Below are 19,984 nucleotides of genomic sequence, written 5' to 3' on the forward strand. Positions count from 1 at the left end.
CGTCACCTTCAGCCCGTGCCCACCGCTATATGAAGGCACAAAGGTTAGGGAAAGCGTAAATACTAACAATACAGGAAGAAAGCCTTTCTGTCTACCACACCCACATCAGGAGTGCAAACCTGCCACGGCATGCACCTAGCATTCCACCACATTCACAGCCAAACCGCCCATAGACGTCTCCTTATAGCGGTGAGACATATCCAAACCGGTCTGACGCATCGTCTCAATCACCTGATCCAACGACACACGGTGCGTACCATCACCACGCAACGCCATACGAGCAGCCGTCACAGCATTCGACGCCGCCATTGCATTACGCTCAATACACGGAATCTGCACCAAACCACCCACCGGGTCACAGGTCAGACCCAAGTTGTGCTCCATCGCAATCTCAGCAGCATTCTCAACCTGCTCAGGAGTACCACCCATCACCTGCGCCAAACCGGCAGCAGCCATCGATGAGGCACTACCCACCTCGCCCTGGCAACCAACCTCAGCACCAGAAATCGACGCGCGCTTCTTATACAGCACGCCTACAGCAGAAGACGCCAAGAAGAAATCAACAACCGCCTGATCACGAGCAGCCTGACCGCAATGGCGAATACCCTGCGTGTAGTTCATCGCATAATGCAACACCGCCGGAATAATACCCGCAGCACCATTCGTCGGAGCAGTCACCACGCGACCGCCAAAAGCGTTCTCCTCATTGACCGCCAAAGCAATCAGATTCACCCAGTCAATAGCGAACTCAGGAGACTTCGAAGGATCCTCCACCATCAAATCGCGATGCCACGCACCCGCGCGGCAACGCACCTTCAGCGGGCCCGGCAAATAACCCACACGTGCCAGGGAAGAGCCAATGCACTCCTTCATCACACGGTAGATATGCAAGATGCCATCACGGACCTCCTGCTCAGAACGCAGAGAACACTCATTCGCCATCTTCAACTGCGCAATCGACAACCCAGCCTCATTCGCCATCTCCAGCAGCTCAGTAGCCGAACCGAACGGATACGGAGGGTTCATCAGCGACGCACCACCGGTCGCCTCCTCATCACCCTCAACAATGAAACCGCCACCAATGGAATAGTAGGTACGCTCCAACAGCAGCTGCTCACCGGCAAACGCCGCGATCTTCATGCCGTTCGTATGGCGCGGAAGAACCGTCAGAGGGCGCAGAGTCATATCCAGCTCACGGTACTTCACCACCGGGCCGTACACCTTCTGCTCCTCACCGCCTGGCGCAGTCACACCGTACGCAGAGGACGGGTAACCAGCAAGCGGCAAAGTACCATCCACGCTATTGCGCTCAATCATCGCCTCAGAATCAGCGATATTGATAGTCTCCGGAACAAAACCACACAGGCCCTTCAACGCAGCACTCATCGTACCGTGACCAGCACCCGTAGCCGCCAACGAACCATACAAATCAACATGCACACCCGTCACACGGTCCAGCAGACCCTCATCAATCAGCTCCGCCACAAAACGGTTCGAAGCGCGCATCGGCCCCACCGTATGCGAACTCGAAGGGCCCACACCAACGCTGAACATCTCAAAAACACTGATGTCATACGGCAGAGCCTCTGCCTTCTTCTGGGCGCTGCTGGGCGCGCTCTGGTTAATAGCCACATTCTGTCCTTCAAATAAATAATGTCTGTGCACCGCACCAAAAGATACGCGCCCCTGAATGGAGGAACCACACATCAATCTGCGGTCTATAAGTGCGGACAATCACCCTTGACTGGCCGCTCTAATCCTAACGCACTTCAGAACCATCACAAACTAAGGTTCAGAACACCTCACGCCCTCCCTCGCTATTCAACGCCCACCTCACGGCGCAGAAAAGGCGCCGTGCCCACACGGGACACGACGCCTCTACCCTACAGATTATCTGCAGAAAAACTCTTACTTCTCACGCTTGTAGAACGGCAGAGCCACAACATCAAACGGAGCACGCTTACCGCGGATATCAACATCCACAGTAGAGCCAACCTCAGAGAACTCACGGTTCACCAGCGCCATAGCAATCGGGAAGCCCAAAGTCGGGGAAGGAATACCGGAGGTAACCTCACCAATCTCATTACCTTCAGCATCCACCAGCTTAGAACCGGCACGAGCAGGACGCTTCGCCTGAGCCTTCAGACCAACCAGGATACGCTTCGATTCACTCTTAGCCAACTCAGTCAGAGCCTCACGACCCACAAAGTTAGCAGCCTTCTTCTCCAGAGCAATCTCAACCAGGCGACCCAAACCGGACTCAAACGGAGTAATCTCAAGACCCAGCTCGTTACCGTACAGCGGCATACCAGCTTCAAGACGCAGGGAGTCACGAGAAGCCAGACCGGCAGGAATCATACCGAAAGGCTCACCGGCAGCAGCCAGCTTATCCCACAGCTCAACAGCGTTCTCATTCGGAACGAACAGCTCGAAGCCATCCTCACCGGTGTAACCGGTACGAGCCAGCAAAACATCAACGCCGGCAACAGTCAGCGGTACCGAAGCGTAGTACTTCAGCTCACGGACAGCCTCTTCATCAGACACGCCAGCAGCCAGCAGAATCTCCTCAGCACGAGGACCCTGAACAGCCACCAGAGAAGTCTGATCCGACTCATTCACAAACTCAACGTTAAAATCGCCCAGGCGCTCGCTCATCGCCGCGAAGTCAGTGTCAATGTTCGAAGCGTTCGGAACGACCATGAATTCCTCATCGCCCAGACGGTAAGTAATCAGGTCGTCAATCACGCCGCCCTTATCGTTGACCAGGATCGAGTACTTCGCCTTACCAACCTTCAGGATGGACATGTTCGACACCAGAGCGTAATCCAGGAACGCACCCGCATCCGGGCCGGTCACACGGAACTCACCCATGTGAGACAGGTCGAAAATACCGGCACGAGTACGGACAGCCTCGTGCTCAGCAACGTCGTTAGCATACTTCAGGGGCATATCCCAGCCACCAAAGTCGGTGAAAGAAGCGCCCAGCTTCTCGTGAACCGGGTACAGGGAGGTCTTCTTGGGGGACATTAGGTTCTCCTCACGCACAGCCTTGTGCTGTTATCGTTCAATCGTCGTAGATTTAGTTCACCCCCACAGACACGAGATACGCTGCGGAGGCGACCCCCACCCGCCCCCAGAAACCTGAGGACGGGTGAGGCAGGTAGACCGCTACAGCCTACCCAGGAGCGTTACAGGCTCCTTATGCTTCCAGGTCGAAAGCCTCCATCGGGGGGCATTCGCACACGAAGTTACGGTCACCGCCAGCGCCATCAATACGACCCACCGAGGTGAAGTACTTGTTAGCGCGCAGGCTCGGGACAGGGAAAGCTGCCTGAGTACGGCTGTAGGGGCGATCCCACTCATCAGCGCTCACCACATCAACGGTGTGCGGTGCGTTGCGCAGAACCGAATCATCCACAGCGACCTTGCCCTCAGCCACCTCGATAATCTCGTCGTAGATGGTCTCCATTGCCTCAATGAAGCGGTCCAGCTCTTCCTTCGACTCAGACTCAGTCGGCTCAACCATCAGGGTGCCCGGAACCGGGAACGCCAGAGTCGGAGCGTGGAAGCCGAAGTCCATCAGACGCTTGCAGACGTCCTCAGCAGTCACGTGAGACTGATCGGTCAGCTGACGCAGGTCCAGGATGCACTCGTGAGCGACCAGACCGCCGGGGCCGGTGTACAGCACCGGGTACTTGTCGTTGAGCTTCTTCGCAATGTAGTTAGCGTTCAGCACCGCGTACTGCGAAGAGTCCTTCAGACCCTGAGCACCAGTCATCGCAATGTACATCCAGCTAATCGGCAGAACACCGGCAGAACCGAAGAACGCCTGAGAAATCGGCAGTGCAGCATCGTTGGGGAGCTTACCTTCAGCATCAGCGCGGTATGCGTCGCCGGGCAGGAACTTCGCCAGGTGCTCACGAACAGCCAGCGGGCCAACACCGGGGCCGCCACCACCGTGAGGAATGGAGAAGGTCTTGTGCAGGTTCAGGTGCGAAACGTCGCCGCCGAACTTACCGGGCTGAGCGAAGCCCATCTGAGCGTTCAGGTTCGCGCCATCCAGGTACACCTGGCCGCCAGCCTCGTGAACCAGCTGGCAAACCTCAGCAACCTGCTCCTCAAACACACCGTGAGTGGAAGGGTAGGTAATCATGATGCCGGCAACCTTGGGGCCGTACTTCTCAATCTTTGCCTTCAGGTCGTCAACATCAATCGAACCGTCAGCCGCAGTTGCCACACCGGCAACCTTCAGACCAGCCAGAGCAGCAGATGCCGCGTTGGTGCCGTGAGCAGACAGCGGAATCAGGACGGTATCGCGCTCGTGGTCACCGTTAGCCTCATGGAAGGAACGGATAGCGCGCAGACCAGCGTACTCACCGGTCGCACCCGAGTTCGGCTGCAGCGAGATAGCATCGTAACCGGTAATAGCAACCAGCCACTCGCTCAAATCCTTAATCAGCTCGTGCCAGCCCTCTGCCTGGTCCTCCGGGACCAGCGGGTGGATGTTCGCGAACTCAGGCCAGGAGATGGGCTCCATCTCAGCGGCCGCGTTCAGCTTCATGGTGCACGAACCCAGCGGAATCATGGTGCGGTCAAGTGCCAGGTCCTTATCAGCGAGGTGACGCAGGTAGCGCATCATCTCGGTCTCGGAGCGGTACTTGTGGAAAATCGGGTGCTGCATGTACTCATCGGTACGCAGCAGCTCAGCGGGCAGATCGTACTGTGCATCTGCCTCACCCAGGGTGCCGCCCAGAGCCTCAACCAGGCCCTTGAGCAGCTCCTCACCATGAGACTCACCCACGGAAATACCAACACGGTTCTCGTCGAAGCGGCGGATGTTCACGCCAGCTTCCAGAGCCTTCGCAACCAGCTCGTCAGCACGGCCAGCAGCCTCCACCACAACGGTGTCGAAGAAAGTATCGTGGGCGATACCGTAGCCCGCAGCCTTCAGCGCGGTAGCAACACGAGCGGCGTTGGTGTGCAGGCGGTTCGCGATAGCGCGCAGGCCCTCAGGACCGTGGTACATCGCGTAAGCGCCAGCAACAATCGCCAGCAGAGCCTGAGCAGTACAAATATTGGAAGTAGCCTTCTCACGGCGGATGTGCTGCTCACGAGTCTGCAGAGCCAGACGGTAAGCAGGCTTACCGGCAGAGTCCTTAGAAACACCCACCAGACGGCCAGGCATGGTACGCTCCATACCCTTGTGAACAGCCATGTACGCAGCGTGGGGGCCACCGAAGAAGAAAGGCAGACCGAAACGCTGAGTATTACCCACAGCGATATCAGCGCCCAGCTCACCAGGGGACTTCAGCAGGGTCAGAGCCAGCAGGTCAGCAGCAACGGTAACCAGAGCGTTACGCTCCTTAGCAGCCTTAATCAACGGCTCAATATCGCGGATATCGCCTTCATTGCCGGGGTACGCCAGGATGACACCGTACAGGTCACCCTCGGGCAGACCCTCAGAGAAATCAGTAATCACGAAAGGAATGCCGAGCATCTCTGCACGTCCACGAGTCACCGAAATAACCTGAGGCAGGCAACGGGAGTCAATAGCGAAGAAGCCGTTCTTCACCTTGCGGTTTGCACGGTGCATCATGACAGCTGCTTCAGCCACTGCGGACGCCTCATCCAGCAGGGAGGAGTTTGCAATCTCCAGGCCGGTCAGCTCCATCACGGTGTTCTGGAAGTTCAGCAGAGCCTCCAGGCGGCCCTGAGAAATCTCAGCCTGGTACGGGGTGTAAGAAGTGTAGAAACCGGGGTTTTCCAGAATGTTACGGCGCAGAACCGCGGGAGTTACAGCGTCATAGTATCCGGCACCAATCATCTGGGCGAGAACCTTATTCTTCGCAGCGTAGCCGGCAATCTTTGCCTGAGCCTCATGCTCCGACAGCGGAGCAGGCAGCTGCAATTCGCCGTCAAGGCGAATCTGGGAGGGGACGACAGCGTCCATCAGCGCATCCAGGGAAGAGTATCCCAGGGTTTCGAGCATCTGCTCTGCGTCTGCGGAACGGGGGCCGAGATGACGATCAATAAAGGACATAGGATTCTCCTATTGGTCGGCGCAAACCGTAGAGGGGTCACGTCGCGCTATTGCGACGAGTCGAACACTTTAAAGTGTCCCACATCTCCACAAAGTTTCGCCAGCTTTACCAACATTCGACATGCCCAAACATCAAACTCTTCTGCCCCGCCAAAGCCCACCCCTGTTAGAGGACAAAACAGCAGAAAAGCACAAAGTCCGGCTCGTTCCCTCCGAAGAGAAAACGAGCCGGACTCAGTCAAAGCAAACTTCATATACACCCTGCAGAAGGATGTACTAGAAGACCCTACTTAGCGTGGTTAGGCTTGCCACCGTGCGGCACGAGGAATGCCGACAGGAAGGCGAGGAACGCGGTCACGGCCAGCAGCATCAGACCGATGAAGTAGTTGTTCTCAGCCTGGTTGTAGGTTGCACCCATCACCAGCGGCGGGAAGAAACCACCCAGAGCGCCAGCAGCAGCAACCACACCGGACACCGCACCAACGTTCTTCGGATCAGCCGCACGAGCCACCCAGCCGAAGACCGAGCCGTGGCCCAGACCCAGAAGAGCAGCCATCAGGATGAAAACAGCACCATACACGTGCTCAGCATCAGGCTGGAACGCGGTAATAACTGCCAGGATCACCACACCACCCAGGGAGATGAGGGTGATAATCTTCGGACCGAACTTATCAGCCAGCACACCACCGAAGGGACGAGCAATCACGGCAGCAGCCGCGAAGCCAGCCGCACGCATACCAGCGTCGTTAGCGTTGAAGTTGTAGATGTTGCTCAGGTAAGTGGGCAGGTAGTTCGAGAATGCCACGAACGCACCGAACACAACAGCGTAGAGGAAGCACAGCTGCCAAGTGGTCTTCACCTTGAATGCCTGAACAATCTTCGGCATCAGCGGAGTAACCTCACGGCCGATGGTTGCCGGAGAATCCTTCAAGAAGAAGAAAGAGATAGCAGCGGTTACAGCACAGATAACAGCAATCAGAACGTGAGTCTGGAAGTAACCAATACCCTGCACCAGGCGGGGGGTAGCGAATGCAGAAATTGCAGTACCCACCATGCCGGCACCGAACACACCGGTCGCAAAACCCTTCTTGGAAGCGTCATACCATGCGGAACTGAAGGGAATACCCACAGCGAACACGGTACCCGCAATACCCAGGAAGAACGCCACAACAAGCAGCATGGGCAGCGAGTTCATCTGACCAGCAACACCAACCAGGAAGACCAGGGGTGCGCTAATCGCCAGAACAGCGGTGAACATAATACGACCACCGTAGCGGTCAGTCAGACCACCAACGGGAATACGGCCGATAGCGCCGATGAAAATCGGCATAGCAACCAGAAGGCTGGTCATACCAGCGTCCAGGTGCATCTGCTTTGCGTACATCTTCGCCAGCGGGCCAACGATGGTCCATGCCCAGAAACCAATGGTCGAGATGAACGTTGCCAGCAGAACGTTACGGAGCTGACCATTCTTCAGGTCGTAGCTCGGTGCAACAGGGGTGCTCATATTTCCTCTTTTGCAATATGGATATGTGTATTAGCGGTCGGCGCGCTCACGCGGGAGAGTACCTACCGGATCCCAACCTCGACGTGCACCAACACGCTGGCCGCCACGAGAGCGGTACACGGTGTAGGGGCGGAAGAGGTAGTGCAGGGGCACAGTCAGTGCGTGCACCAGGCGGGTAAAGGGCCAAATGATGAACAGAACCATAGCCACCACGATGTGAATCTTGAAAGCCACGGGAATATTCACCATCAAAGCTACCTCAGGGTGGAAGTAGAACAGCGAACGGAACCACACAGAAATGGTCTCACGGTAGTTGAAGTGAACCTCGTGACCATTCACCGGAGGCAAACCGCCCGAGGGGTTCACTGCCGAAATCAGAGTAGCCGCAGTACCGGCGAGAATCACCAGAACCAAAACGACATACATGAAAACGTCATTACGAGTGGTAGCCGAACGCACACGAGAGTTCGAAACACGGCGACCAATCAGAACGAACATACCAACAATGGTTGCGACCGCAGCAACAGAACCGCCGACCAGCGCCACAATGTGGTAAGTGTCATCCGAAACGACCAGGTCGGTGAATGCCTTAGGCACCACCAGACCACCAACGTGGCCAAGGAAAACGGCCGCAAGACCGTAATGGAACAGGGGCGAAGCGATGCGCAACAGCTTCGATTCATAGACCTGGGACGAGCGGGTAGTCCATCCGAACTGGTCAGTACGGTAACGCCAAATGGTGCCACCAATCAGAATGACCAGTGCAACATAGGGCAGAACGCCCCACAGCAGGATGTCAACAATACCCGGATCGGCTACAGCCTGTGCAGCATGTCCTGCGTTCTCAGAAGCAAGTACGTACACGTGTTGTCTCCTCACAAGGGATAAAACTAGTTAGAACGAGCCGAAGCCTGCTGGAGCAGCTGATGATCAGCGTAGCCATTCAGGCCAACAGTCTCGACGGGAGGGCCGTAGCCAGCCATCTTCTGGACCTCCTCCTGAGTCTGCGGAGAGACGCCAGGAAGGGTATCGCAGATGCTCTGCAACAACCCGTAGTGGGGCAGATTTCCGTCCTTCATGGACAGACGAAGAAGCTCAAGGGACGGACGGTACGCCTGCAAAGCGGAACGGCCCTTACGGCGATCCACCAACGCACAGAACTCCAGCACCAGCGGCAGGTAGTCCGGAAGCTCACCATTCAAAACGGTCAACATACCGGAGTCGCGGTACATCTGCTTAAAACGCAGAAGAGTCTCACCACGGCGGCGGGTATCGCCATCGGTCCAGTAGGACAGATGCAGAGAATGACGACGCGAAAGGTCGTACTCCTGCACGTACTCGGACTGCACATCCTCCAGGTCCTTAGAAGTCAGCCACTGCTGAACCGCATCAACGGCAGCAATGAAAGCCTCATCCTGGGTGGAAGCGGTAATCTCCACCAGTTCAGGCAGAACCTTCAGAGTCTCCTCATCGGGGTAGCCCAGGAGCATACCGCTCACCTGGTAAATCACCGAGTCCTTATCCTCGCCGGGACCGTAATCGATATCAAACGGGTTCTCCGGCTGAGCCGGCTCCGAGACAGTAGCCTCGGAACCGGCCTTGCCCATGAGCTTGGAAAAGAATCCAGCCACTTATTACTTCTTTCCGGTGGTATTCGGGAAGAGGCCGTCAGGACGGGAAGAACCATCCCAGCTGAACAAGCTGACCTTGTTGTTAGCCTCGTAGACACCGGTGGACACGGGGGTCGGGCGACCCTCCATGTCGTTGAACGCATCGCCGTACATGCCGGGTCCGCCATCCACGCTCAGGGAGCAGCCCATTTCCTCAAGGTTGTGGGCGTCTTCCATGTGAGCCTTCGGAATGACGTAACGCTCGTTGTACTTAGCGATAGCCATCAGGCGGTACATCTCGTACACCTGCTGACCAGTCATGCCAACTGCCTGAGCAATCTCCTCGTTGCCTTCGCCACCGAGGTTGATGTCACGCATGTACGAACGCATCGCAGCCAGGCGGCGCAGAACGTTAGTAACAACCTCAGTGTCACCAGCGGTGAACAGCTCAGCCAGGTACTCAACCGGAATACGGAGAGACTCAATAGCGCCGAACAGGTTGTTGCTGTTCTCTGCATCGTGGCCCTGCTCCTTGAGCAGGTCAACAATCGGAGACAGCGGCGGCACGTACCAAACCATCGGCATGGTGCGGTACTCGGGGTGCAGGGGCAGGGCCACCTTCCACTCCTTCGCCAGCTTGTACACGGGCGACTTCTGAGCTGCAGTAATCCACGCATCGGGGATGTCGTTCTTACGAGCCTGCTCAATCACAGCCGGATCCGAAGGATCAAGCATCAGCGACAGCTGAGCCTCGTAGAGGTCCTTCTCATCCTCAACCGAAGCAGCCTCAGTCACGCGGTCTGCATCGTAGAGGAAGATACCGATGTAGCGCATACGACCAACACAGGTCTCAGCACACACGGTCGGAATACCAGCCTCAATACGGGGGTAGCAGAAGGTACACTTCTCAGCCTTACCCGTCTTGTGGTTGAAGTACACCTTCTTGTAGGGGCAGCCGGTGATGCACTGACGCCAACCGCGGCAACGGTCCTGGTCAACCAGAACGATACCGTCCTCAGCGCGCTTGTAGATAGCGCCGGAGGGGCAAGAAGCCATGCAGGAGGGGTTCAAGCAGTGCTCACAAATACGAGGCAGGTAGAACATGAAGGTCTGCTCGAACTCGAACTTAATCTTGTCCTCAGCCTTCTTGCGAACCTTCTCAACCAGCGGGTCCAGGTGACCGTACTCGGTCGCACCAGCCAGGTTGTCGTCCCAGTTCATACCCCACTCGACCTTGGTGTCCTCACCGGTGATGAGGGAGACCGGCTTAGCAGCCGGGAAGTCATCACCCAGAGGAGCACTGGTCAGGTTCTGGTAATCGTAGGTCCAGGGCTCGTAGTAGTCGTTCAGCTCGGGCTGAATCGGGGAAGCAAAGATCGTGAAGAGCTTCTGGAAGCGGTTACCGCTCTTGAGCTCCAGACGACCGCGCTTGTTCAGCACCCAGCCGCCCTTCCACTTCTCCTGATCCTCGTAACGGCGGGGGTAACCCTGGCCGGGACGAGTCTCAACGTTGTTGAACCAGACGTACTCGGTACCGGCTCGGTTCGTCCATGCCTGCTTACAGGTCACGGAGCAGGTGTGGCAGCCGATGCACTTATCGAGCGCCATCACCATAGCAACTTGTGCCATAACGCGCATTAGAAAGTTACCTCCTGGGACTTACGGCGACGGATGTACGAGACGATGTCTCGCTGGTTACCGGTCGGTCCAAGATAGTTGAAGGCGAACGCCTGGTGAGCGTAGCCACCAATCATGTGGGTGGGCTTCAGAAGAATACGGGTCACCGAGTTGTGAATACCACCGCGCTTACCGGTGACTTCAGACTTCGGGCTAACCATACGCTCCTGAGCGTGGTAGACGTAGCAAACGCCCTCGGGCATACGGTGCGAAACAACCGCACGGCCGACGAAGACACCATTGGTGTTCACACACTCAATCCACTCGCCATCCTTGACGCCAATCTTCTCAGCGTCCTGCGGGCTCATCCATGCAGTCGGACCGCCACGGAACATGCTCAGCATGTAGTGGTTATCGAAGTACTGCGAGTGAATTGCCCACTTGTTGTGCGGGGTCAGGTAGCGAACAGCAACCGAAACACCATCGGTAGTACCGAGCTCAGGCTCGTTGTACAGGCCGGTCATATCCAGCGGCGGACGGTAAATCGGCAGAGCCTCGCCCATTTCGTGCATCCAGTCGTGGTCGAGGAAGAAGTGCATACGGCCGGTCAGGGTGTGGAACGGCTTCTTCTTCTCGATGTTGACGGTGAACGGAGCGTAACGGCGACCACCGGTCTCCGAACCGGACCACTCGGGGGAGGTCATCACGGGCTGCGGTGCGGCCTGGGTCATAGGGAAGGTGATACGACGTTCCTCGTTACCTTCTGCCAGGTCCATCAGGTGCAGACCGGTCTGCTTCTCAAGCTCCTTGAAGCCCTTGACAGCGACCTCACCGTTGGAGGTACCGGAAATCATGAGGATTGCTTCAGAAATCTTCACGTCGGTATCCAGTGCCGGACGGCCTGCGCCCTTACCGGAGTCCATCACGCCGAATTCCTTAGCCATCTTCGCGACTTCGTCCTTCAGGTCGTAAGTGATGAACTTGGTGGTTGCACCGAGCTTATCGAACAGCGGGCCAACGGTGGTGTACATGTCGTACAGTGCGCCGTAGTCGCGCTCGACGGTGACGAAGTTCGGCATGTTCTTGCCGGGTACGCCCACCATACCGGGGGTGTTCTTCCAGTCGGGTGCGTGACCGCCGGGCTGAGCAATCTGGCCGGGGGTGTCGTGCAACAGCGGGACCGAAACGATGTCCTTACGGACGCCGAGGTGCTTCTTAGCCAGGCGGCTGAACTCAAACGCCAGTGCCTTGAAGGTCTCGTGGTCGGTCTTTGCCTCCCACGGCGGGTCAATTGCCGGGGAGAACGCGTGCAGGAACGGGTGCATATCGGTCGAGGAGATATCGTGCTTCTCGTACCAGGTAGCAGTCGGCAGAACGATGTCAGACAGCAGGGTCGTGGAGGTCATACGGAAGTCCGAGGTGACCAGCAGATCCAGCTTGCCCTGAGGCGCGTCCTCAACCCACTTCACTTCGTTCGGCAGCTTCTCCGAGTCGGAGCCCTGGACGTTGTCCATGCTACCGACCAGGTGCTTCAGGAAGTAGCTCTCACCCTTAGCGGAGGAACCGAACAGGTTCGAACGCCACAGGGTCAGGGTACGAGGCCAGTTGACGGGGTTGTCAACGTCCTCAACGGAGAACTCCAGGTCACCGGAGTTCAGGCGCTGTGCAATGTAGTCCGCGTTCGAGGAAGCCTCGCCGCGTGCCACTGCCTGCTCTGCCTTGTCTGCCAGATCCAGCGAGTTCTCGGGGAACTGCGGGTAGAACGGCATCCAGCCCATACGGGTAGAACGTGCCACAACGTCAGCAGTGTGAACGTCGCGCAGCTCGCCCTTAGCCAGCGGGGACTGCAGGTAGTCGGTGGAGTATGCGTCCTGACGGAACTGGTCAGTGTGCATGTACCAGAAGCCGGTACCGATCATGTGACGCGGCGGGCGGCTCCAGTCCAGAGCGTTCGCAATGTTGGTCAGACCGGTCAGAGGACGTGCCTTCTCCTGGCCCACGTAGTGAGCCCAACCGCCACCGTTGCGACCCTGGCAACCGGTCAGGTTCAGCAGAGCGAGGATAGCGCGGTAGGTGGTGTCAGCGTGGTACCACTGGCAGATACCTGCACCGAAGATGACCATGGAGCGGCCGCCGGAATCCAGGGCGCTCTTGGCGAACTCGCGGGCAACGCGAATAACAGCCTCGGCGGGGACAGAAGTAATCTGCTCCTGCCATGCCGGGGTGTTCTGAACGTTCCAGTCCTCGTAGTCCTTAGCCCAGGTACCGGGCAGACCCTCACGGCCCACACCGTACTGTGCCAGCATGATATCGAAGACGGTAGTAACTTCGTGACCATCAACGTAGGTTACGGGCACGCCGCGGGTAATGACGTCGCCGTGACCCTTCGGGTTATCGAAGGTCGGCATCTTAATCTCAACCGCTGCGGACTGGCCCTGAGGCAGGTCGCGAATCGACAGAATCGGCTTACGACCCTGCAAATCCAGGTTCCACTTGCCCTGGTCTTCCTGAGCGTAACGGTGACCCATGGTGCCGTTGGGCACGAAGACCTCGCCAGTCTCGCGGTCCATCAGGACGGGCTTGAAGTCAGCGTTCGGCTGCTCAGCCTCGCCAGCGAGCTTAGCCGCAGTCAGGAACTTGGAGGGAACCTTAATGCCGTCTTCACGGGTTTCCAGGGTGACCAGGAAGGGAAGGTCGGTGTAGGTCAGGGAGAAGTCCTCGAAGAACTCGACACGCTGGTCGACGTAGTTCTCCTTAAGGATGACGTGGCCCATCGCCATTGCCAGTGCCGCGTCGGTACCTGCCTGGGCGGGCAGCCACTCGTCAGCGAACTTGGTGTTGTCGGCGTAGTCGGGGCTCACGGTGACAACCTTGGTACCGCGGTAGCGGACCTCGGAGACCCAGTGAGCATCCGGGGTACGGGTCAGCGGAACGTTTGCACCCCACATGATGAGGTATGCAGCGTCCCACCAGTCGCCGGACTCGGGAACGTCGGTCTGGTCGCCGAAGACCTGCGGGGAAGCCACGGGGAGGTCAGCGTACCAGTCGTAGAAGCTGGTCATGACGCCACCGGCCAGCTGGATGTAGCGAACACCCGCGCTGAAGGACGCCATGGACATTGCCGGAATCGGGGTGAAGCCGGTGTTACGGTCGGGGCCGTAGTACTTGATGGTGTGCACGTGAGCAGCAGCCATCAGCTCGAGAGCCTCAGCCCAGGTCGAGCGCACCAGACCACCCTTACCGCGTGCGTTCACGTAGCGTGCACGCTTGGCGGGGTCGGACACGATGGAGTGGAAGGCGTCCACGGGATCGTTGTGGATTGCCTTCGCTTCGCGGTACATCTCCAGCAGGAGACCGCGAACGTAGGGGTACTTAACGCGAGTGGGAGAGTAGGTGTACCACGAGAATGCTGCACCGCGGGGGCAACCGCGGGGCTCGTACTCGGGGCGGTCGGGACCAACCGAGGGGTAATCGGTTTCCTGTGCTTCCCAGGTGATAATGCCGTCCTTGACGTACACCTTCCAGGAGCAGGAGCCGGTGCAGTTCACGCCGTGGGTAGAGCGAACTTCCTTATCGTGGCTCCAACGGTCGCGGTAGAAGGCGTCACCTTCGCGGCCGCCTTCACGGAAGACGGCGCGGCCGTCTTCAGTCTCATCCCAGCGGGAGAAGAACTTACCGAACTTGATCAGCTGATCGGTAAGGGGGCCGTCCGGGCCCTTAATCTGTGATGCTTGTTCCATACTGCCCAATATATCGGAAATTTGGCATGGAAAATACGAGATAAAAACCTTGCCTAATTCATACGAAATAAGGGTGCTTTAGACCGTAAGCCAGGCGGAAATTCCACCCTCAAGCATGTACACAGAACGCTCCTCCAGGGGCGCTATTTCACGAGCCGCCTCAACCGTTCGGGTGTATCCGGTGCAGTAAATAACGATTTTCTGGGCATTTGCGGGGATTTTACGCTCAATCAGGGCTTTGAGAGAGTCATTTCGAGCCGCTTCAAGCAATTCAGTGAGGGGCAGGTTAATGGCACCGTCAATCGCAAAGGCATTGAACTCCACCTGCTCACGGACATCCAAAAGGGCAATATTTTCACCCGATGACATCTTTTTAAGGTCCTGAGCGCTCATCGAGCGGGGTTTCGAGTCAGCAGAAGAGCTTGTAAAATCCTGAGAAATATTACGAATTGTTACATGATTTTTGGGCTTATGACTCGTTTCTTGGGGCAAAACAGCGCTTTTCTTAGGTACAGCTTGCACGCTAGCTACAAGAGGTATATATTCCCACCTTCCGCTTAATGCCGAATATAGGCCAACCTCACCCATGAGCGGCTCCCCCACCCCGGTCAGCAGCTTCACTGCCTCCATGGCCATCGCAGCACCCACCACGCCAGCCATAGCACCCACCACGCCAGCAGTACTACACGACGGCACGCTACCGGCAGCAGGAGCATGAGGGTACAAATCCTCATACACCGGACCGCGACCAGCCCAAAACACACTCAGCTGCGCATCAAAACCAAGAATCGCAGCCCATACATGCGCAATTCCAGCACGCGCAGCCGCCGCCGACACCACATAACGCGACTCGAAATTATCGCTACCATCCAGCACCAGGTCAGCACCAGACAGAAGCTCATCAACATTCACCTCCGTCAAACGCTCACACACAGGCACAACCTCAATAAAAGGATTCAGCGAGCGCAAAGACTCTGCGGCAGACTCAGCCTTAGAATTACCCACTCTGGCGTGCGTATGAATCACCTGGCGGTGCAGATTCGAGGCATCCACGACGTCATCATCAACCACCACAATCTGACCGACCCCGGCACCCGCCAGGTACAGCAGCGCGGGAGCACCCAAACCGCCAGCACCCAGCACCACCACGCGTGCGCGTTTGAGCGCCAGCTGAGCCTCGTAGCCCATTTCGGGCAGAATCAGCTGACGAGAATAGAACGCACGCTCAGCGGCAGAGAGCTCGCCCGTGCCGGTTGAAGGCTGAGAAGACATAGGGATTCCTCGCGTCTAGTAGTAGAGGTGACTTGAGCTTTCAAGGAGAATAAGCCTGCCCGAGAGAAATCCCCCTGACAGGCTTATATAGAGATATCAGAATATTCAGAAGGCTAAGCAGGCGAAGTATCCACACCAACCCACTCGATGCTTCCATCGAGCAGTTCCTGTTCCTTCCAAATCGGCACACGAGCCTTCACCCGGTCAGCCACCAGCTCACAGGCATCAAACGCGCGGCCACGGTGAGCAGCCGCCGCCATCACGGTCAGAGCCGACTCACCAATAGCAATCGGCCCCACACGATGCACAGCCCACAGACGCACACCGTCCAGCTCGGCAGCAACCTCGGCGGCAACCTCCGCAATATACTCACGAGCCTGCGGATGCGCGCTATAGGACAGCCCGCGAACCGCACTACCGTGATCATGGTTACGTACAATGCCGTCAAAAATTACCAGGGCACCCATGGCGTCGGTCATGACCTCAGCCTTAGCCGCAGCGTACAGCGGCTCCAGGGGCGCCTCCGTAATATCGGTGAACACCACGGTCGAGCCGCTCGGCTCAACACCGTGCGCACCCGAATGGTCCAGGGATTCTTCGTTCTGCGGCTTAGTGGTCATGGTAGTCCTCCATCTGACGGCAAATGTGCTCAACAAGCGGGTCGAGGGTTGCCACGCCGTCCTTCACGCCACCGCGCGAACCGGGCAGGGTCATCACGAAGGTGCGGTCAATGACGCCCGCCACGCCGCGTGAAAGCACCGCCGCGGGAATGTTCTTCAGACCGTTCATCCAGAAGGCATGCATAACGCCGGGAACTTCCTTGTCCAGGTGGGGGCGAACCGCCTCCACGGTCTGGTCGTCAGAGTTCAGACCGGTACCACCGCTGGTCAGGATGAAGGTCGGCAGGTTACCGTTCTTCTTACCTTCGGTCACCAGGGTGTTGAAGTACTCGACAATATCGCGGTCTTCAATGACCACGGCATCCGGGGTGTCGAAGCCGCGCGAGCGCAGCCACTCCACGGCGATGGGGCCGGACTTATCCTCGTACACGCCGCGGGCTGCGCGGGTGGAGGCGACAATAACCAGACCGGTGAGGTTCTCGGGCATGGTGTAGTCTTCGCTACTCATTGGCTTTCCTTTTCTGTATCTATCAGGTGACAGTGGGGTCGGTGGGGGCGGTGTGCCGCCGTAGCTTAAGATTCCTCGCGGACGGACCAGTCGCCGGACTTGCCGCCGCTCTTCTCCAGAACACGGATATCGGTAATGACGGCGTACTTATCGACTGCCTTGATCATGTCGAAAACGGTCAGTGCCGCCGAGGAGACGGCGGTGAGCGCCTCCATCTCTACACCGGTGACGCCGCGGGTCTTCACGGAGGCTTCAATACGCACAAAGTCGGTGCCGCGCTCAAAGTCCACCGTAATCTTGCCCAGGGGCAGCGGGTGGCAGAGGGGAATGATTTCCGGAGTGCGCTTAGCACCCATAATGCCCGCAACGCGTGCGACGGGAAGGGCGTCACCCTTGGGCAGGTCAGCGTCAAAAATCATGGCAATCACGTCTTCGCGGGTGCGCACGGTTGCCTCCGCCAGGGCGGTTCGGGTGGTGACCGACTTCTCCGTAACGTCCACCATGTGTGCTGAGCCGTCGGCGCGCACGTGGGTCAGTTCCTGGTTGGGCTGCGAGGTAGAGGTCATCGTTTCTCCTGGCTTCAGCGCGGTATTCTTCTGCCGCGAATCGTTACTTAGTATGAGTCTCAATTACTCCTTGTCGTTCACGCAAGGAACAACGCGGGTGTGTTTCGCTTAGTTATCGGTGAGGCGAATGCGGTGGTAGGGCACTGCCTCTCCCCCGGTGTAGGTGGTTCCGGGCGCCAGCTCGATGAGCACGTCCGCCTGGGCGGCTCGGTGTAGCAGGTGCGAGCCTGAGAGGACGTCCGGGTAGAGCTCCACCCGGTAGGTTCCGGGTTCCACCTCGACCATGGCGAGGGTGCCGCGCAGGAACTGGCGTTTGGCCGCCGGTGCGGTGAGCGGGGTTTCGGTGACGAGCACGCCTCGCGGTGCGTTATTCAAGGTCGCTTGTTCGGAGGCGACCGCGTAGGGCACACCGTAGGGACCGCCAGCACGCAGGTAGGGGCGCAGAATCAGCGCGTACGAGATGAGCGTGCTCACCGGGTTTCCGGGGAAGGAGATCATGGGCACGCGGTGGCCCTTGAAGTCGAGCAGGTTCACGCCCTGGGGGCCGCCGGGCTGCTGGCTGACGTGGCCAAACCAGGAGACGGGCACCAGAATATCGGCTTCGTGTGCCTTGGCGATGGCGTTACGGACCACCTCGTATTTGCCGTGGCTAATACCACCCGAGGTGATGATGATGTCCGGTTTGAAGCTCTCGTACTCTGCTACGAGGCGGTGCACCAGCTCTACCGGGTCGTCACCGATAGCGATGCGGCGCACCTCCGCTCCGTCTTCGCGGAGCATGGCGGTGAGCATGGGTCCGTTGGCGTCAAAAATCTGGCCCTGGCCAAGTTCCTGAGTGGTGGCGCTTCCATCTTCTTCAACGCCGGAGAGGATCTCGTCGCCGCCGGTGCACACGAGCACGCGAGGACCAGCCGCAACGGTCAGGCGTGCGTAGCCCTGGGATGCGAGCGCACCAAGCATGGCGGGGGTGATGCGTTCACCGGCGCGTGCGAGGACCTGGCCGGTGACGACGTCTTCGCCGCGGCGGCGCACGAATTGTCCGGGCTTGCCGGGGGCGAGTTTGACCTTTTCGCTGGGGCGGCCGAAGGACTCGGGTAGGTCGGGATATTCGATGCGTTCAGACTGTTCGACGGGGATGACGGCGTCGTAGCCCTTAGGCATGGGCGCGCCGGTCATGATGGGGTAGGTCAGGTCGTCAGAGGAGCGGGAACGTTGGAGGGGGCGGCCAGCGGGGATTTCGCGTCCGACGGTGAAGATGCGGTCTTCGCGTTCTGCGGCTTCGGCGGTGAGGGCGTAGCCGTCCATTTGGGAGTTGTCGAAGCTGGGTACGTCCATGCGTGCGGTGACGTCTTGGGCGAGGATGCGTCCTGCCGCGTGGTAGAGGGGAACCGTTTCTGCGGTGCCGATGAAGACTTCGCGCAGCAGTAGCGCCAGGTAGGCGCGGTATTCCTCGGTGCTGGGGGTTCCGTTGAATTCGGGGGCAATCATGGCGGTTCCAATCGTGCGGCGGCGGTTATGACTAGTGTAGGTGTGTTTTTGTGGGCTGGTAAATGCAGTTTCGCCTAAGGACCGGTATGCTCCCGGTGGTGTGCGGGGCAAGCGACGGGGTGGTTTATCGGGTGCTTTCGCGTAGTTTTTTCAGAGCGCGGATCAGGCCGAGGACCCCGAAGATTCCTAGGTAGAGGCTGATGAGAATCAGGGCGCTTCCGAGGGCGCTGGGGATGTCGCTGCTGTTGATGGCCAGGTCGATGGCGAGGGGTATGGTTTGGGTTTTGCCTTGCACGTTGCCGGCGAAGGTGACGGTTGCGCCGTATTCGCCGAGGGCACGGGCGAAGGAGAGCAGGAAAGCGGTGGCAAGGCCGGGCGCAGCGAGGGGTAGCAGCACTTTGAAAGTAATTTCTGCGGGTTTAGCGCCTTCGACGAGGGCAATTTCTTCGTATTCGCGGGGAATAGCCTGCAGGGTGGTGACCGCAGTGGCAACGAAGAAGGGTAGGGCGACGAATACCTGGGCGATAATCACCGCGTTGGGGGTGAATGGAATAGAGATTCCCGACTGGTAGAGGTAGGTGCCAATCATGCCTTTGCGTCCCCAGAAGAAGAGTAGCCCGAGGCCGGAGACAACCGGAGAGAGAATCACCGGGGTGTAGATGATGGCGTAGAGGACCGACCCAAACCGGTGTAGCCGCGAGCGATTGAGCACTTTGGAGAGCACAAGCGCCAGGGGCGCGCCGAGAAGCCCGCAGATGAGGGTGGATGCGGCGGCGGTGCTGAGGGAGAGGTTCGCCGCCCCGAGCACCTGCGGGGTGAAGATACTGCCGAGCTGGCTCCAGGGGATGTTGAGGAAGAGCCCGAGGAGCGGTCCGGCAATGAGGAAAATACCCAGCGACGCCGGAACCAGGAAGAGCACGGGCACGGAGGCGAAGAGTCTGCTTCCGGGTGTGCTTGAGGTTCCGGCGTTGCGGCGGGTAGCGGTAGTGTCTGTCATGGGTGGTGAGACGCGGGTT

Annotated in this window: 14 protein-coding genes; all 14 read right to left on the bottom strand. The window is 58.3% G+C overall.

The window, feature by feature from the left end; translation table 11 throughout:
• Positions 1 to 135: 135 nt before the first annotated feature.
• Positions 136 to 1,632 carry an L-serine ammonia-lyase gene (locus HMPREF2749_RS05895; RefSeq protein ID WP_070593731.1) on the bottom strand — a complete coding sequence of 499 codons (1,497 nt, stop codon included), beginning with the start codon at positions 1,630 to 1,632 and terminating at the stop codon, positions 136 to 138.
• 276 nt (positions 1,633 to 1,908) lie between these two features.
• Entirely contained in the window at positions 1,909 to 3,027 is a 1,119-nt protein-coding gene (gcvT, locus tag HMPREF2749_RS05900; protein ID WP_070593732.1) for a glycine cleavage system aminomethyltransferase GcvT, read from the bottom strand.
• A 172-nt stretch (positions 3,028 to 3,199) separates the two neighbouring features.
• Complete coding sequence (gene gcvP / locus HMPREF2749_RS05905) at positions 3,200 to 6,040, bottom strand: aminomethyl-transferring glycine dehydrogenase (protein ID WP_049356342.1); 2,841 nt, start codon at positions 6,038 to 6,040, stop codon at positions 3,200 to 3,202.
• Between the two features lie 286 nt (positions 6,041 to 6,326).
• Positions 6,327 to 7,547: an MFS transporter gene (locus HMPREF2749_RS05910; RefSeq protein ID WP_049347292.1), complete on the bottom strand. Its 1,221-nt coding sequence runs from the start codon at positions 7,545 to 7,547 to the stop codon at positions 6,327 to 6,329.
• Positions 7,548 to 7,577: 30 nt separating this feature from the next.
• On the bottom strand, positions 7,578 to 8,411 hold the full coding sequence (gene narI, locus HMPREF2749_RS05915) for a respiratory nitrate reductase subunit gamma (protein ID WP_049347293.1): 834 nt from the start codon (positions 8,409 to 8,411) through the stop codon (positions 7,578 to 7,580).
• Between the two features lie 26 nt (positions 8,412 to 8,437).
• Complete coding sequence (gene narJ / locus HMPREF2749_RS05920; protein WP_005504922.1) at positions 8,438 to 9,178, bottom strand: nitrate reductase molybdenum cofactor assembly chaperone; 741 nt, start codon at positions 9,176 to 9,178, stop codon at positions 8,438 to 8,440.
• Between the two features lie 3 nt (positions 9,179 to 9,181).
• Complete coding sequence (gene narH / locus HMPREF2749_RS05925; RefSeq protein ID WP_005504921.1) at positions 9,182 to 10,795, bottom strand: nitrate reductase subunit beta; 1,614 nt, start codon at positions 10,793 to 10,795, stop codon at positions 9,182 to 9,184.
• Positions 10,795 to 14,514, bottom strand: a complete 3,720-nt coding sequence (locus tag HMPREF2749_RS05930; protein ID WP_049341117.1) for a nitrate reductase subunit alpha — start codon at positions 14,512 to 14,514, stop codon at positions 10,795 to 10,797. The genes narH and HMPREF2749_RS05930 overlap by 1 nt, the downstream gene beginning before the upstream one ends.
• 78 nt (positions 14,515 to 14,592) lie before the next feature.
• On the bottom strand, positions 14,593 to 15,786 hold the full coding sequence (locus tag HMPREF2749_RS05935) for a ThiF family adenylyltransferase (protein ID WP_049341115.1): 1,194 nt from the start codon (positions 15,784 to 15,786) through the stop codon (positions 14,593 to 14,595).
• 113 nt (positions 15,787 to 15,899) lie between these two features.
• Positions 15,900 to 16,406: a molybdenum cofactor biosynthesis protein MoaE gene (locus HMPREF2749_RS05940; RefSeq protein WP_049341113.1), complete on the bottom strand. Its 507-nt coding sequence runs from the start codon at positions 16,404 to 16,406 to the stop codon at positions 15,900 to 15,902.
• Positions 16,396 to 16,914: a MogA/MoaB family molybdenum cofactor biosynthesis protein gene (locus HMPREF2749_RS05945; protein ID WP_049341111.1), complete on the bottom strand. Its 519-nt coding sequence runs from the start codon at positions 16,912 to 16,914 to the stop codon at positions 16,396 to 16,398. The genes HMPREF2749_RS05940 and HMPREF2749_RS05945 overlap by 11 nt, the downstream gene beginning before the upstream one ends.
• Before the next feature lie 65 nt (positions 16,915 to 16,979).
• On the bottom strand, positions 16,980 to 17,480 hold the full coding sequence (gene moaC, locus HMPREF2749_RS05950; protein ID WP_049341109.1) for a cyclic pyranopterin monophosphate synthase MoaC: 501 nt from the start codon (positions 17,478 to 17,480) through the stop codon (positions 16,980 to 16,982).
• Positions 17,481 to 17,588: 108 nt separating this feature from the next.
• Complete coding sequence (locus tag HMPREF2749_RS05955) at positions 17,589 to 18,968, bottom strand: molybdopterin molybdotransferase MoeA (RefSeq protein WP_044150194.1); 1,380 nt, start codon at positions 18,966 to 18,968, stop codon at positions 17,589 to 17,591.
• 124 nt (positions 18,969 to 19,092) lie between these two features.
• Complete coding sequence (locus HMPREF2749_RS05960) at positions 19,093 to 19,965, bottom strand: ABC transporter permease (protein WP_012903025.1); 873 nt, start codon at positions 19,963 to 19,965, stop codon at positions 19,093 to 19,095.
• Positions 19,966 to 19,984: the final 19 nt, after the last annotated feature.

Origin of the sequence: Rothia sp. HMSC075F09 (genome assembly GCF_001810515.1) — a bacterium.
GTDB lineage: Bacteria > Actinomycetota > Actinomycetes > Actinomycetales > Micrococcaceae > Rothia.